11 protein-coding genes and 2 rRNA genes are annotated in these 14,324 nt (G+C 68.6%); all 13 read left to right on the top strand.

The window, feature by feature from the left end:
• Nucleotides 1-411 (top strand): 23S ribosomal RNA (locus ACHFFZ_RS05945); the annotation flags it as partial.
• A 101-nt stretch (nucleotides 412-512) separates the two neighbouring features.
• Nucleotides 513-629, top strand: a 5S ribosomal RNA gene (gene rrf, locus ACHFFZ_RS05950).
• 584 nt (nucleotides 630-1,213) lie between these two features.
• Nucleotides 1,214-2,539 (top strand): glutamate-1-semialdehyde 2,1-aminomutase, encoded by a 1,326-nt coding sequence (gene hemL, locus ACHFFZ_RS05955; protein ID WP_394275741.1) that lies wholly within the window; start codon nucleotides 1,214-1,216, stop codon nucleotides 2,537-2,539.
• A gap of 2 nt (nucleotides 2,540-2,541) precedes the next feature.
• A complete protein-coding gene (locus ACHFFZ_RS05960; RefSeq protein WP_394275742.1) occupies nucleotides 2,542-3,114 on the top strand; it encodes a TlpA family protein disulfide reductase in 573 nt (190 codons plus the stop codon).
• 79 nt (nucleotides 3,115-3,193) lie between these two features.
• Nucleotides 3,194-3,904: a cytochrome c biogenesis CcdA family protein gene (locus ACHFFZ_RS05965; RefSeq protein WP_394275788.1), complete on the top strand. Its 711-nt coding sequence runs from the start codon at nucleotides 3,194-3,196 to the stop codon at nucleotides 3,902-3,904.
• Nucleotides 3,905-3,978: 74 nt separating this feature from the next.
• Nucleotides 3,979-5,649, top strand: a complete 1,671-nt coding sequence (locus ACHFFZ_RS05970) for a cytochrome c biogenesis protein ResB (protein ID WP_394275743.1) — start codon at nucleotides 3,979-3,981, stop codon at nucleotides 5,647-5,649.
• Nucleotides 5,646-6,566 (top strand): c-type cytochrome biogenesis protein CcsB, encoded by a 921-nt coding sequence (gene ccsB / locus ACHFFZ_RS05975; RefSeq protein WP_394275744.1) that lies wholly within the window; start codon nucleotides 5,646-5,648, stop codon nucleotides 6,564-6,566. The genes ACHFFZ_RS05970 and ccsB overlap by 4 nt, the downstream gene beginning before the upstream one ends.
• 80 nt (nucleotides 6,567-6,646) lie before the next feature.
• Entirely contained in the window at nucleotides 6,647-7,411 is a 765-nt protein-coding gene (locus ACHFFZ_RS05980) for an SDR family NAD(P)-dependent oxidoreductase (protein WP_394275745.1), read from the top strand.
• Nucleotides 7,408-7,812 (top strand): YchJ family protein, encoded by a 405-nt coding sequence (locus ACHFFZ_RS05985; RefSeq protein WP_394275746.1) that lies wholly within the window; start codon nucleotides 7,408-7,410, stop codon nucleotides 7,810-7,812. Before ACHFFZ_RS05980 ends, ACHFFZ_RS05985 begins: the two co-directional genes overlap by 4 nt.
• A 67-nt stretch (nucleotides 7,813-7,879) precedes the next feature.
• Complete coding sequence (locus tag ACHFFZ_RS05990; RefSeq protein WP_394275747.1) at nucleotides 7,880-9,322, top strand: mycothione reductase; 1,443 nt, start codon at nucleotides 7,880-7,882, stop codon at nucleotides 9,320-9,322.
• The gene (locus ACHFFZ_RS05995; protein ID WP_394275748.1) at nucleotides 9,315-10,556 is read left to right on the top strand and encodes a glycoside hydrolase family 3 N-terminal domain-containing protein; all 1,242 of its coding nucleotides are present in this window, start codon (nucleotides 9,315-9,317) and stop codon (nucleotides 10,554-10,556) included. Before ACHFFZ_RS05990 ends, ACHFFZ_RS05995 begins: the two co-directional genes overlap by 8 nt.
• A gap of 55 nt (nucleotides 10,557-10,611) precedes the next feature.
• Nucleotides 10,612-11,163, top strand: coding sequence for an adenylate kinase (locus ACHFFZ_RS06000; protein WP_394275749.1), 552 nt, complete (start codon nucleotides 10,612-10,614; stop codon nucleotides 11,161-11,163).
• Between the two features lie 216 nt (nucleotides 11,164-11,379).
• A complete protein-coding gene (leuS, locus tag ACHFFZ_RS06005; RefSeq protein WP_394275750.1) occupies nucleotides 11,380-14,307 on the top strand; it encodes a leucine--tRNA ligase in 2,928 nt (975 codons plus the stop codon).
• Nucleotides 14,308-14,324 lie beyond the last annotated feature (17 nt).

The raw sequence follows: 14,324 nt of genomic DNA on the forward strand, positions 1-14,324 counted from the left end.
GGTTTGGCACCTCGATGTCGGCTCGTCGCATCCTGGGGCTGGAGTCGGTCCCAAGGGTTGGGCTGTTCGCCCATTAAAGCGGCACGCGAGCTGGGTTTAGAACGTCGTGAGACAGTTCGGTCCCTATCCACTGCGCGCGTAGGAATCTTGAGAAGAGCTGTCCTTAGTACGAGAGGACCGGGACGGACGAACCTCTGGTGTGCCAGTTGTCCTGCCAAGGGCACGGCTGGTTGGCTACGTTCGGAAGTGATAACCGCTGAAAGCATCTAAGCGGGAAGCACACTTCAAGATGAGGGTTCCCACAGAGTTGATCTGGTAAGGCCCCCGGCAGACCACCGGGTGATAGGTCGGATGTGGAAGCACAGCAATGTGTGGAGCTGACCGATACTAATAGGCCGAGGGCTTGTCTTACTACAAAGATGTTACGCGTCCACTGTGTTGTTCCCGAGGTACGGTCGGGAACCGGCCCCCGCACTGATGGGGGTGGTTGTTGGTTGATATCTCCATAGTGTTTCGGTGGCCATGTCGAAAGGGAAACACCCGGTCCCATTCCGAACCCGGAAGTTAAGCCTTTTAGAGCCGATGGTACTGCAGGAGGGATCCTGTGGGAGACTAGGACGCCGCCGGACTTATACATACCCCCTGTCGGGACTCTTCATGGGTTCCTGGCAGGGGGTATTTTCATGCCCGAGAACGGGTGCCCGCGGGCGGCGGTATGTCCACTCGCGGCGGTGTGTCCGCAAACGACAGTGGCAGCGCGGGGTGGTGGTGTTGGGTGGGGGTGGGGTGTGCTCACCCGCCCGTTCCGGGACGGGGCAGTCACGGTTGCACGATGCGAATCATCCGCAGCACCTGGTTGCGCGGCAGCCCAGCCTCGACCATTTGCTCCCTGAAGCCTGCTGAAGGGGTCCATGACAGAAAGCCGGCGGAACTCCTTGCCAGCAATCCCAGTGACCGCTGCGTGGCGTGGCCAGGGGGCGAGGGCCTCGGACATCGATGGGCCGGAACCCATCCTCGTTTGAAAGTCGACATGGAGACAGTCGTCGGTGATGGCTCCGATCACGGGGCGGCAGGGGCGGTCGGGCCCGCGCAGGTTCCATCGTGACCATCCCGGCAGCGACCCAGCGGCCAGGAGTGGCGCGGCTCAATGGTTGAGGGCCGGTCTGCGAAACCAGATTCGGCCCCCGGTTGAAGGCCACATAGGCTGGCAGGTATGCAGAATGTTCCCGCGTCCAGTGAACTCTTCGATCGCGCCCAGGAGGTCATCCCCGGCGGCGTGAACTCCCCGGTACGCGCCTACCGGGCAGTGGGTGGGGTGCCGCGCTTCGTCACCAGCGCCAAGGGCGCCTATGTCACCGACGCGGACGGCAATGAGCTGGTCGACCTCGTCGGATCCTGGGGTCCGATGATCCTCGGGCACGCCCATCCTCAGGTGCTGGATGCGGTCCAGGCCACCGCAGCGCGTGGCACGTCCTTTGGTGCCCCCACCCAGGCCGAGGTGGAGCTGGCCGAGCTGATCGTCGAGCGCACCCCCATCGAGCAGGTGCGCCTGGTCAACTCCGGCACCGAGGCCACCATGAGCGTGCTGCGCCTGGCCCGTGGCATCACCGGCCGCAGCAAGATCCTCAAGTTCGCCGGCTGCTACCACGGCCACGTCGACTCCCTGCTCGTCGCCGCGGGCTCAGGCCTGGCGACCCTGGGAGATGCCGAGAGCCGCGCCATCCCGGCAAGCCCCGGCGTCCCGGAGGTCGTCGCGGCAGACACACTCGTTGCCCCCTACAATGACCGCGCAGCCGTCGAGCAGATCTTCGCCGAACACGGCAGCGAGATCGCCTGCATCATCACCGAGGCCAGCCCCGGCAACATGGGCGTCATCGAGCCGGGGGTGGAAGACGGCGAGCATTTCAATGCCTTCCTCAAGCGCATCGCCCATGAGAACGGCGCCCTGTTCGTCAGTGACGAGGTGATGACCGGATTCAGGGTCACCCGCAGCGGACAGTTCGGCAAGGACGGCGTCGAGCCCGACCTGATGACCTTCGGCAAGGTGATGGGCGGCGGCTTCCCGACCGCAGCCTTCGGCGGCCGCCAGGAACTGATGCTCAACCTCTCACCGGTCGGGGGCGTCTACCAGGCAGGCACGCTCAGCGGCAACCCCGTCGCCTCGACCGCCGGCGCCACGACCCTGCGGCTGTGCACCGACGAGGTCTACGCACACCTGGACGAAGTCTCGGCCACCCTGCAGCGCGCCGTGCACACGGCCCTGGGTGCCTTCGGCGTCCCTCACACGATCAACACCGCCAACTCCATGTTCAGCGTCTTCCTGGGCACCGAGGGGCCGGTGACCAACTACGAGCAGGCGCAGCAGCAGAGCTCCGATGCCTTCGCAGCCTTCTTCCATTCCATGCTCGACCAGGGCGTCTACCTCCCGCCGTCGGGCTACGAGTGCTGGTTCCTGTCGGCGGCACACGACGATGCGGCGATCGAGCGCGTCGTCGAGGCCCTGCCCAAGGCCGCTGCCGCCGCAAGGAAGGCACTGTGACCATGGCTGCCTCGCGCCGTGCCCTGATCACGGCCGGTCTCGGGCTCCCGTTGGCCACCCTCGTCGGGTGCTCCGACGCAACGGGCGCCAGCGAGGAGGACGGCTATGCCGTGGGTGACGGCAGCTACACCCGCATCCCCGTCGACAAGCGCACCGCCGTCCCAGAACTGTCCGGGACGACGCTCGACGGCAAGAAGCTCGCCCTGTCCGACTACAAGGGGTCTGTCGTGGTGCTCAACGTGTGGGGATCGTGGTGCCCGCCGTGCCGGGCCGAGGCCTCCGAGCTGGTGAAGGCGGCCACGCGCACCAAGGGCAAGGCCCAGTTCGTCGGGCTGAACACCCGTGACCTCGACCAGGCCCAGGCACAGGCCTTCGTCCGCTCCTTCAAGATCAACTTCCCCAACATCTACGATCCCGACGGCAAGCTGCTGCTCAAGTTCGGTGCGGTTCCGGCCAAGGCAATCCCCAGCACGATCATCATCGACCGCGAGGGACGCATCGCCGGGCGCATCCTGGGACAGACCACCGCCTCCACCATCATCGGGTCCGTCGAGGACATCGCGGCAGGCAAGTGAGCCGATGACAGTCGATCCCACCGCGGCCCTGATGGTTCCGCTGCAGACCACCTGGGCCACCGAGGCCCTGGGCGGTTCCATGCTCGTCGCGATCCCCGTCGCGGCCCTCGCCGGGCTGTTGAGCTTCTTCTCCCCGTGCGTGGTGCCCCTGCTGCCCGGATACCTCAGCTTCGCCACGGGCATGAGCGCCGCCGAGGTCGCCGAGGGCGGCAACCGGCGCCGGATGCTGGCAGGCACCAGCCTGTTCGTGCTCGGCTTCGCCGCCGTCTTCATGCTCACCGGCGCCCTGATGGGAACCCTCGGCACCCTCATGCTGGAACACCAGCGGGGCCTGAGCATCGGCATCGGAGTGGTGACCATGCTGCTCGGCGGGATCTTCATGGGCCTGGTCCCCCTGGGCCAGCGCGACATCCGCCTGCACCGCGTACCGCGCCTGGGCCTGGTGGCCGCACCCCTGCTCGGCATCGTCTTCGGCCTGGGATGGACGCCCTGCATGGGCCCCACACTCGGCGTCGTGATGGGCCTGGCGCTCAACGAGGGCTCCAGTCAGCGAGGCGCACTGCTCGCCTTCTGCTATGCCCTCGGGCTCGGGGTACCCTTCATCATCGCGGGGCTTGCCATGGGCCGGCTGGCCACCGCGATCGGCTTCGTCCGTCGCCACCAGCAGGCCGTGCAGCGAGTGGGCGGGGCCCTCATGGTGCTTGTCGGACTACTGCTGGTCACTGGCGCCTGGGACCAACTGATGGCCGTCATCCGCCAGTGGACGCTGGCCTACGGCGCACCCATCTGATCCAGTAACGAGCACCACCAGGACCCCCGCGGTCCACCACCTGCACCACCCCGGGTCACCGGCGAGAGGACACGATGAGTACACCGAGCGCGCCACGAGCGACTGGGGGCACAGCTGGCACCCCGTCGTCCAGCGGGAGCACCGCCGCCACGCCCCCCTCGGGCCGCCCATCGCCGCAGGCCCTCGGTCCCGTCGAGATGCTGCGGTGGGGCTGGACGCAGCTGACCAGCATGCGCACCGCCCTGGCCCTGCTCTTCCTGCTCGCGCTGGGCGCCATCCCCGGATCACTCATCCCGCAGCGCAGCCAGTCCGCCCTCAAGGTGCGCGAGTTCGCCGAGCGCAACCCCGGGCTGGACAAGTTCTACCAGCCGCTGGGCATGTACGACGTCTACACCTCGGCCTGGTTCAGCGCCATCTACCTGCTGCTCTTCGTCAGCCTCATCGGCTGCATCCTGCCCCGCATCAAGGTCTACTGGCGCGCCGTCAAGGGAAGGCCGCCGCGCCTGCCCGCACGACTCGACCGACTGCCCGAGCACCGCAGCGCCCCGCTGGAGTCCGACACGACCCTGGCCATGGACTCCGCCGAGCAGTGGCTCAAGCGCAAGCACTTCCGCACCGAACGCCAGACCCTGCCCGACGGCAGCCAGGCCATCAGTGCCGAACGCGGCTACCTGCGCGAGTTCGGCAACCTGCTCTTCCACACCAGCCTGGTCCTGGTGCTCATCGGGATCGCGTGGAACAACCTGCTCGGCTTCAAGGGCTCCTCGATCATGGTCGAAGGCCAGGGCTTCAGCAATGCCATCACCCAGTACGACGAGTACCGCGCGGGATCCTGGGTGGACACCGACAACCTGCCGCCCTTCATGCTCAAGCTCAACAAGTTCGTCGTGCGCTTCGAGACCGGCGAGGTGCAGCGCGGCGCCGCACGTGACTTCCAGGGCCGCCTCGACGTCACCACGGCCGAAGGGGAGAGCTCCCAGCAGACCGTGCGGGTGAACCACCCCGTCACCGTCGACGGCAACCGGATCCACCTGATCGGCCACGGCTACGCCGCCCACGTCACCGTCCTCGACGGCAATGGTGACAAGGCCTGGTCGGGCCCGGTCGTCTTCCTGCCCCAGGACGGCAACTTCACCTCCTCGGGCGTCATCAAGGCACCCGACGGGCGCCCCGAACGGCTGGCCCTGCAGGGCATCTTCCTGCCCACCGCCCCCGAGAAGGGCATGATGGGCCACTCACTGTTCCCCGACGCGATCAACCCCAAGCTCTTCCTCAACGCCTGGTACGGCCCGCCGAAGGCCGAGACGGGCAAGCCCGAGAACGTCTACGGCCTCGACACCGCCGGCATGACGCAGTTCACGGAGGGCGACGACGTCCTGCGCTTCGTCCTCAAGCCGGGAGAGGGCTATGACCTGCCCGGCGGGAAGGGCAGCGTCGTCTTCGACGGCTGGTCGCGCTGGACCAAGGTGCAGATCAGCCGCTCGCCCGGCCTGCCCATGACCTTCGCCTCCACCGCCGCCTGCGTGCTCGGGCTCTTCCTCAGCCTGTTCGTGCGGCCCCGCCGGCTGTGGGTGCGCACCCGGCAGGTCGGCGGACAGCACCTGGTCGAGGTGGGCGGACTCGACCGGGCCGACGCCCGTACCGGCCTGCCCGAGGACGTCGAGGCACTCACCACCGCCGCCACCGGCCGCGCCCCAAGGGCATCAGGAAGCACCGCGGCAGCAGCAACCAAGGAGAAGCAGTGAACATCCAGGAACTCTCGTCGCTGGGCATCGTCACCGCGGCGGTCGTCTACCTCGTCGCCTTCATGGCCCACGCCGCAGAATGGGCCTCCGCGCGCGGCCTGCCCGTACTGGCCGGGGGAGAGCAGCTCGATGCCGACCACGAGAAGGCACTGCTGCGGATCGACACCTGGGGCCGGATGGGCCTGGGGCTCACCTTCGTGGCCGCCGCCTGCCACCTGCTCGGCACGGTGCTGCGCGGGGTCTCGGCCGGGCGTGCCCCCTGGGGCAACATGTACGAGTTCACCATCTCGTCGACCCTGTTCATCGTCATCGCCTACCTGGTGCTGGCCGTCACCCGCAACATGCGTTGGCTGGGCCTGCCCATCACGCTGCTGCTGGCCATCGCCAACGGTCTGGCCGCCACGGTCTTCTACGTCGCGGTTGCCCCGTTGGTGCCGGCCCTGCACTCGGTGTGGTTCCTGATCCACATCGTGGCGGCCTGCATCGGAGGTGCCGCCTTCAACCTGGGCGGCATGGCCTCGGTCATCTACCTCTTCCAGTCGCGCGCCGAGCGTCGGGCGCAGGAGACCGGCCAGCCCCGCACCGGCTACCTGGCCAAGCTGCCCACCGCCCGTCAGATGGACACCTTCGCCTACCGCGCCCACGCCTTCGGCTTCCCCATCTGGACCTTCACCATCGCCGCCGGGTCCATCTGGGCCGAATACGCCTGGGGTCGCTTCTGGGGCTGGGATCCGAAGGAGACCTGGAGCCTGGTCACCTGGGTCGTCTACGCCATGTACCTGCACGCCCGGGCCACCGCCGGCTGGCGGGGCCGCCCGGCCGCAGTCATCGCGATCGTCGGCGTGATCAGCTTCTGGTTCAACTTCGTCGGCATCAACCTGCTGGTCAGCGGCCTGCACTCCTACGCCGGCATCTGATTCTCGCTCAATGACCCGTCTGTGGGGCCGGTCGCGCTGGACGGACAGCGCGACCGACCCCGCCGTCTAGGCTGGGTGCCATGCATGCACTCGTGACCGGAGCATCCGGCGGCCTCGGCCAGGCCTACTGCGACCACCTCGCCGCCCAGGGCCACGACATCGTCCTGGTGAGCCGCCGCACCGAGCAGATGGAGCAGATCGCCGAGGGGCTGCGCCAGCGCCACCATGTCGAGACGCTGGTGCTGGGCGTCGACCTGGCCCAGCAGTCGGAGCGCGACCGGCTCGCCGCCGAGCTGGAGGATCGCGGCGTCGAGGTCGGTGTGCTGGTGAACAATGCCGGCTTCGGCACCATCGGCGACTTCGCCGAGGCCGACGTGGAGCGGATGAACGACGAGATCGCCCTCAACTGTGCGGCCGTCGCCCACCTGTCGCGGCTCTTCCTGCCCGCCATGCTGGAGCGGGGGCGCGGCACCGTCATCAACGTCGCCAGCACCGCCGCCTTCCAGCCCATCCCCACCATGGCCGTCTACGCCGCCACCAAGTCCTTCGTGCTGAGCCTCAGCCAGGCCCTGTGGGAGGAGACGCGTCGCACCCCGGTGCGCGTCATCGCCGTCTGCCCCGGTGCCACGAAGACCCCCTTCTTCGACACCGCCGGCGACGACAAGGTGCTCTCACGCCGTCGCACCCCCGAGCAGGTGGTCACCAGCACCTTCACGGCGCTGGAACGCAGGGCTCCCAGCGTCACCGACGGCGTGTTCAATGCGCTGCAGGGACAGGTGGCCAAGTTCTCCCCGGCCCGGATCGCGGTCCCCGTGGCTCGGCGCGTGGTGCGCCCGGACCAGTGAGCGTCCTGGACGGCATCGACTGCCCCTGCGGCAGCGGCGACGACTTCGGCAGCTGCTGCGGGCCACTGCTCGACGGGCACCGCGCCACCACCGCCGAGGCCCTGATGCGCTCACGCTACACGGCCTTCGCACTGGCCGGCCGTCATCCCGCGGCCGCCGACCACCTGTGGCGCACCTGGCACCCCGCCAAGCGGCCGGCTGACATCGCCCCCGACCCCGGCCAGCAGTGGCTCGGCCTGACGATCGTCGAGACCGTCGACGGGGGAGCCGAGGACCAGGCCGGCGAGGTCCGTTTCGTCGCGCGATACCAGCACGGCAAGGCGCTCGGGGTGCTCAGCGAGCGCAGCTTCTTCGTGCGTCGGGCCGGTCGCTGGGTCTACCTCGACGGCGAGGTGGACTGAGCCCGTCGGGCAGCCTTCGCGGCCCGTCGCGCGATGGCTGTCGGTGGCTGCCGGTACGGTGGCTGTCATGGAGCACTTCGACCTGGTCATCATCGGTTCCGGCTCGGGCAACTCGATCGTTGACGAACGGTTCGCCGACCTGCGCGTGGCCATGGTGGAACGCGGCATCTTCGGCGGAACCTGCCTCAACGTGGGCTGCATCCCCACCAAGATGTTCGTCCTGCCCGCCGACCACGCCGTCTCCCCCGAGGAGGCAGGGCGCCTGGGAGTCGAACTCGAGCTCCAGGACGTGCGCTTCGACGAGATCCGCGACCGCATCTTCGGCCGCATCGACCCGATCAGCTCCGGGGGCAAGCAGTGGCGTGAGCAGTCGGACAATGTCACGGTCTTCACCGGCAATGCCCGCTTCGTCGACACCGACGTGCTCGAGATCAGCCTTCAGGGCGAGGACGAGCCGGTGCGCGTCAGCGCCGACCGCTTCGTGATCGCCGCCGGCTCCCGGGCGCAGCTGCTCGACGTCCCCGGCGCCAATGACCCGGCCGTCGCCCCGCGGGTGCACACCTCCGACACGATCATGAGGCTTCCGGCGCTCCCGAAGTCGATGGTGGTGGTCGGCGGCGGCTACATCGCGGCCGAGTTTGCCCACGTCTTCAGCGCCTACGGCACCGAGGTGACCCTGGTGAACCGCAGCGAACGGCTGCTGCGCCGCGAGGACGACGAGGTCGCCGCCCGCTTCACCGAACGGATCGCCGAACGGGTCCAGCTCAAGCTCAACCAGAAGACCACCCGCCTCGAGGCGCACGAGGATGGGGTCCTGGTGGTCACCCAGGACCCCAATGGCATCGAGTACAGCTACCCGGCCGAGGTGGTCCTGGTCGCCACGGGCCGCATCCCCAACGGTGACGGGCTGGAACTCGAGCGCACCGGCGTCGAGATGGACGACAAGGGCTATGTGATGGTCGACGAGCACCAGCGCACCAGCCGCGAGAACATCTGGGCCCTGGGCGATGTCAGCTCACCCTGGCAGCTCAAGCACGTCGCCAACCACGAGATGCGTGTGGTCCAGCACAACCTGCTGCATGAGATCCAGGGCACCGGGGAGTTGCGCAGCTCCGACCACCGCTTCGTCCCGCACGCCATCTTCACCGACCCGCAGATCGCCTCGGTCGGCGCCACCGAGCAGGAACTGCGCCAGGCCGGGACCCCCTACCTGTCCAAGGTGCAGGCCTATGGCGATGTCGCCTACGGCTGGGCGATGGAGGACCAGCACCACTTCGTGAAGCTGCTCAGTGATCCCGAGGCCAAGCAGCTGCTGGGGGCCCACGTCATCGGACCCCAGGCCTCCACCCTGGTGCAGCCGCTGGTGCAGGCGATGAGCTTCGGGCTGGGCATCGAGGAGATGGCGCGCGGCCAGTACTGGATCCACCCGGCGCTGACCGAGGTGGTCGAGAACGCCCTGCTGGGGCTCGTCGAGCAGGCTGGGCAGAGCCAGGAGGCCACTGATGCCTGAGCAGCGCAGGAGCCGCACCGCTGTCGTCGCCCTGGCCGCGGCACTGGCCATGGCCGGATGTTCCGCCGGTCAGCAGGCCGCCGCCCCCGAGGCGAGCCCCGTCGCCAGCGAGGCCTCCCCGGCCGTCTCCGCGCCGGCCTCGACACCGGCTGCCAGCACAGTGGCATCGCCGAGCGGCACACCGTCGGCCAGCACGGCTGCGAAGACCTGCAGCGCGCTGGCCGGCGAACTCGACACCGCCGAGAAGATCGGGCAGCTGTTCATGGTGGGCACCACCTCGGGTGAGAGCACCAGCCTGGAAGGGCTCGTGCGGGAGCACAAGGTGGGTTCGGTGATCCTGCTCGGCAGCGACCCGCGCCCGCTGGCCAAGACCGCCTCGCTGTCCCATGAACTGTCCGGCTTCAGCACCCGTGAGGACATCCCCGTCCTGGTCGCCACCGACCAGGAGGGAGGCGAGGTGCAGCGGCTGCAGGGCGAGGGCTTCAGCGACATCCCGCCTGCCGTCGAGCAGGGCCGGCTCACCAACGCCGAACTCAGCGCCCAGTGGGCCCGCTGGGGCCAGGAACTCAAGGCGGCCGGGGTCCTGTACGCCTTGGCGCCCGTCGCCGACGTCCCCACCGCCGGCAAGGAACAGGGCAATGCCGCCATCGGGGCCCTGGGGCGCCACTACGCCACCGACCCCGCCACCGTCGCCAACAAGACCACGGCTGTGGTCAAGGGACTGCAGAAGGCCGAGATCGCCTCGAGCCTCAAGCACTACCCGGGCCTGGGCAGGGCCGCGGTCAACACCGACCATGGCGTGGCCACCGATGCGGTCACCACGCTGGCCGATGCCAAGCCCTTCCTCGCCCCGATGAAGGCCGGAGCCAGCTCGGTGATGATCAGCTCCACCATCTACTCCAGGATCGATCCGGGAGTGCCGGCCGTCTTCAGCTCCAAGTTGATCACCGATGGCCTGCGCAGCACGCACGGCTGGGACAAGGTCGTGATCAGTGATGACCTGGGTGCGGCGGCCGCGGTCGCCGACGTGCCCGTTGCCGAGCGGGGAGTGCGCTTCATCGCCGCCGGTGGGGACCTGGTGATCGACGCCGACCCCGCCAGCCTGGCCGAGATGGTCGGCGGCGTCACCGAGCGCGCCGAACAGGACCCGAAGTTCGAGGCCGCCCTGGGCACACACGCCGCGAGGGTGCTGGCGCTGAAGTCCGAGGTCGGACTGGTCGACTGCACGCCCTGAGCCGGCCGCTCCGGCGATCAGCCAAGGCAGTCGGCGGGGGCAGTAGCGTGCCGTCATGCCCATTGCCACCGTCGACGACCTGCGAACTGCCCAACGGGTGCTCTGCTACGGCGTGACGGGCGCCGGCAAGTCGACCGCCGCCCGGGAGCTGGGAGGCAGGCTCGGCCTGCCCGTGCACCTGGTGGACGACGAGATCGGCTGGTTGCCGGGCTGGGTCGAGAGGTCCGTGCCCGAACAGCGCGAGATCGCCGCCCGGCTGGTGGCCGGTGACCGTTGGGTCCTCGACTCGGCCTACGGCCACTGGCGCGACCTCGTCCTTCCCCGAAGCCAAGTGGTGCTCGCCCTCGACCTGCCGGGCTGGCTCTCCCTGGCACGGCTGGTGCGGCGCTCACTGCACCGGGTGCTCACCCGCCAGGAACAGTGCAATGGCAATGTCGAGACCTGGCGCAAGCTGCTGTCCCGCGATTCCATCCTCTGCTGGCACTTTCGCTCCTTCGACAACAAGCAGCGACGGATGCGTGCCATGGAGGCCGCTCCGGACGGGCCGCTGGTGCTGCGGGTGGGCAGTGCGCGGGAGCTCCGAAAGGTGCTCGAAGGGCTCGGGTGAGGCCGATACGGCGCAGCGATCGCAGCACATACGGCCACCGAGGCAATTGGAACGTGTCATGAGCCGCCGGCATTGCAATCGCTGCGGACCAGGTGCCGGAGGCCAGGGTCTGGGGCAGGGGACCAGCACCTGTGCGCCGACCAGTGCCGGGTGAGGAGTGGGATAACCTCGACGGGTACGTCGCGAGACGACTTCCGACGAGCTTTCGAGGGATGCATGAACGAGCCGCAGCACCGTTACACCGCCGAACTGGCTGGCCAGATCGAGACCGCATGGCAGGACCGCTGGGAGTCCGAGGGCACCTTCCGCGCCCCCAACCCCGCCGGCCCCTGGGCCGAGCCCGACAAGGTCGCCGGATGCGAGAAATTGCTCGTGCTCGACATGTTCCCCTACCCGTCCGGGTCAGGCCTGCACGTCGGCCACCCGCTGGGCTACATCGCCACCGACGTGTTCAGCCGCTACCAGCGCATGCTGGGCAAGAACGTGCTGCACGCCATGGGCTACGACGCCTTCGGCCTGCCCGCCGAGCAGTACGCCATCGAGACCGGGACACACCCGCTGGCCACCACCGAGAAGAACATCGCCACCTACATCCGGCAGCTGCGCCGCCTCGGCCTGGCCCACGACGACCGTCGCACCATCCGCACCATCGACCCGGGCTACTACAAGTGGACGCAGTGGATCTTCACCCAGATCTTCAACGCCTGGTACGACCCCGAGGCCACCCGCGCCGACGGCGGCAAGGGCAAGGCACGTCCCATCAGCGAGCTTGTCGAGCAGTTCGCCGCCGGCCGCCGTGAACTGCCCAAGCCCTTCGCCGGCAAGGCCTGGGGCGAGCTGGACGCCAAGCAGCAGGCCGATGTCCTGGACCAGTACCGCCTGACCTATGCCGACGAGGCGCCCGTGAACTGGGCGCCCGGCCTGGGCACCGTGCTGGCCAACGAGGAGGTCACCAACGACGGCCGCTCCGAGCGCGGCAACTTCCCCGTCTTCAAGGCCAACCTGCGCCAGTGGAAGATGCGCATCACCGCCTACGCCGACCGTCTCGCCGAGGACCTGGACCGCGTCGAGTGGCCCGAGAACATCAAGTCGCTGCAGCGCAACTGGATCGGCAAGAGCCACGGTGCCCGCGTGCACTTCACCGGCCCCCACGGCGAGGACATCGAGGTCTTCACGACCCGCCCCGACACCCTCTTCGGTGCCTCCTTCATGGCGCTGGCCCCCGAGCATCCGCTGGTGGAATCGCTGTTGGGTGACGGCTCCAGCTGGCCCGAGGGCACCCGCGAGGCCTGGACCGGCGGCAAGGCGAGCCCGCGCGAGGCCGTCGAGGACTACCGCCGCGAGGCCGGGCGCAAGAGCGACGTCGAGCGCCAGATGGACGACAAGACCAAGACCGGTGTCTTCACCGGCGCCTGGGCCACCAACCCGGTCAACGGAGCCCCCGTGCCGGTCTTCGTCGCCGACTACGTGCTGATGGGCTACGGCACCGGCGCCATCATGGCCGTGCCCTCGGGCGACGAGCGTGACTTCGAGTTCGCCAAGGCCTTCGACCTGGACATCATCGACGTCATCAGCCCCGCCGATGCCGATGGCAGGCCGCTGGTCGACTGGCCGGGCACCGTCGCCAGCGATGCCGCCTTCACCGGCGCCGGGGTCCTGGTCAACTCCGCCACCGATGGACTCGACCTCAACGGCCTGCCCGTCGAGGAGTCCAAGCAGCAGATGATCGCCTTCCTCGAGGCCAAGGGTGCCGGGGAGGGGACCGTCAACTACCGCATGCGCGACTGGCTGTTCAGCCGCCAGCGCTACTGGGGCGAGCCCTTCCCGATCGTCTACGACGAGCACGGTGCACCGCATGCCCTGCCGGAGTCGATGCTGCCGCTGGAACTGCCGGAGGTGGACGACTACTCACCGCGCACCTTCGCGCCCGACGACAAGGACTCCCGCCCCGAGGCGCCGCTGGCGCGCGCCACCGAGTGGGTCGAGGTCACCCTCGACCTGGGTGACGGACCCAAGAAGTACCGCCGTGAGACCAACACCATGCCCCAGTGGGCCGGCTCCTGCTGGTACTACCTGCGCTACCTCGACCCGGCCAATGACCAGAGCTTCGTCGACCCCGAGGTGGAGCAGTACTGGATGGGCAAGCACGACCAGCCCGTCGCCGGTGCCCCCGAGGGCACCACCGACCCGGGTGGCGTCGACCTGTATGTCGGCGGCCAGGAGCATGCCGTGCTGCACCTGCTCTACGCGCGTTTCTGGCACAAGGTGCTCTTCGACCTGGGCCACGTCAGCTCCGAGGAGCCCTTCCGCAAGTACTTTGCCCAGGGCATGATCCAGGCCTACGCCTACCTCGACGAGCGCGAGGTCTACGTGCCCGCCGCGGAGGTGGAGGAACGTGGCGAGGGCAAGCAGGCCACCTACTGGTACAAGGACGCCCCCGTCGAGCGCCGCGCCGGCAAGATGGGCAAGAGCCTCAAGAATGCCGTCAGCCCCGACGAGATGTACGAGCTCTACGGTGCTGACACGATGCGCGTCTACGAGATGAGCATGGGCCCGCTCGAGATCAGCCGCCCGTGGGAGACCCGTGCCGTGGTTGGCTCTCAGCGCTTCCTGCAGCGTCTGTGGCGCAACATCGTCGACGAGGCCACCGGCGAGGTGACCGTGGTCGACGAGCCCGCCGACGAGGCCACGCTGCGGGCCATGCACAAGACGATCGACGCGGTCGGGCGCGACTACCGGGCGCTGGGCTTCAACACCGCCATCGCCCGCCTGATCGAGTTCAACAATGCGCTCACCAAGCTGGACGCGGTGCCGCGTGAGGCGGCCGAGGTGCTGGTGCAGATGGTGGCCCCGGTCGCGCCGCACATCGCCGAGGAGCTGTGGAAGCGGCTGGGCCACGACCAGACCATCGCCTATGTGCCCTTCCCGCAGGCCGACCCGGCGCAGCTGGTGGAGGACACCGTCACCTGCGTGCTGCAGATCAAGGGCAAGGTGCGTGCCACCCTGGAGGTGCCGGCCAGCATCTCGGCCGACGAGCTGAAGGAGATGGCACTGGCCCATCCCAAGGCAGTTGCCGCCACCGAGAACGGCGTGCGCACCGTGATCGTGCGCGAGCCAAAGCTGGTCAACGTGGTTCCCCTCTGACGATGCGGACGCCGTCG

Source organism: Luteococcus sp., from assembly GCF_043424415.1.
Lineage (GTDB): Bacteria > Actinomycetota > Actinomycetes > Propionibacteriales > Propionibacteriaceae > Luteococcus.

Excerpts from the sequence above, each read along its gene's own strand:
- ACHFFZ_RS05995 (WP_394275748.1), top strand. The coding sequence starts at position 9,315 with ATGCCTGAGCAGCGCAGGAGCCGCACCGCTGTCGTCGCCCTGGCCGCG.
- ACHFFZ_RS06000 (WP_394275749.1), top strand. The coding sequence starts at position 10,612 with ATGCCCATTGCCACCGTCGACGACCTGCGAACTGCCCAACGGGTGCTC.
- ACHFFZ_RS05960 (WP_394275742.1), top strand. The coding sequence starts at position 2,542 with ATGGCTGCCTCGCGCCGTGCCCTGATCACGGCCGGTCTCGGGCTCCCG.
- ACHFFZ_RS05970 (WP_394275743.1), top strand. The coding sequence starts at position 3,979 with ATGAGTACACCGAGCGCGCCACGAGCGACTGGGGGCACAGCTGGCACC.
- leuS (WP_394275750.1), top strand. The coding sequence starts at position 11,380 with ATGAACGAGCCGCAGCACCGTTACACCGCCGAACTGGCTGGCCAGATC.
- ACHFFZ_RS05980 (WP_394275745.1), top strand. The coding sequence starts at position 6,647 with ATGCATGCACTCGTGACCGGAGCATCCGGCGGCCTCGGCCAGGCCTAC.
- ACHFFZ_RS05990 (WP_394275747.1), top strand. The coding sequence starts at position 7,880 with ATGGAGCACTTCGACCTGGTCATCATCGGTTCCGGCTCGGGCAACTCG.
- hemL (WP_394275741.1), top strand. The coding sequence starts at position 1,214 with ATGCAGAATGTTCCCGCGTCCAGTGAACTCTTCGATCGCGCCCAGGAG.
- ACHFFZ_RS05965 (WP_394275788.1), top strand. The coding sequence starts at position 3,194 with ATGCTCGTCGCGATCCCCGTCGCGGCCCTCGCCGGGCTGTTGAGCTTC.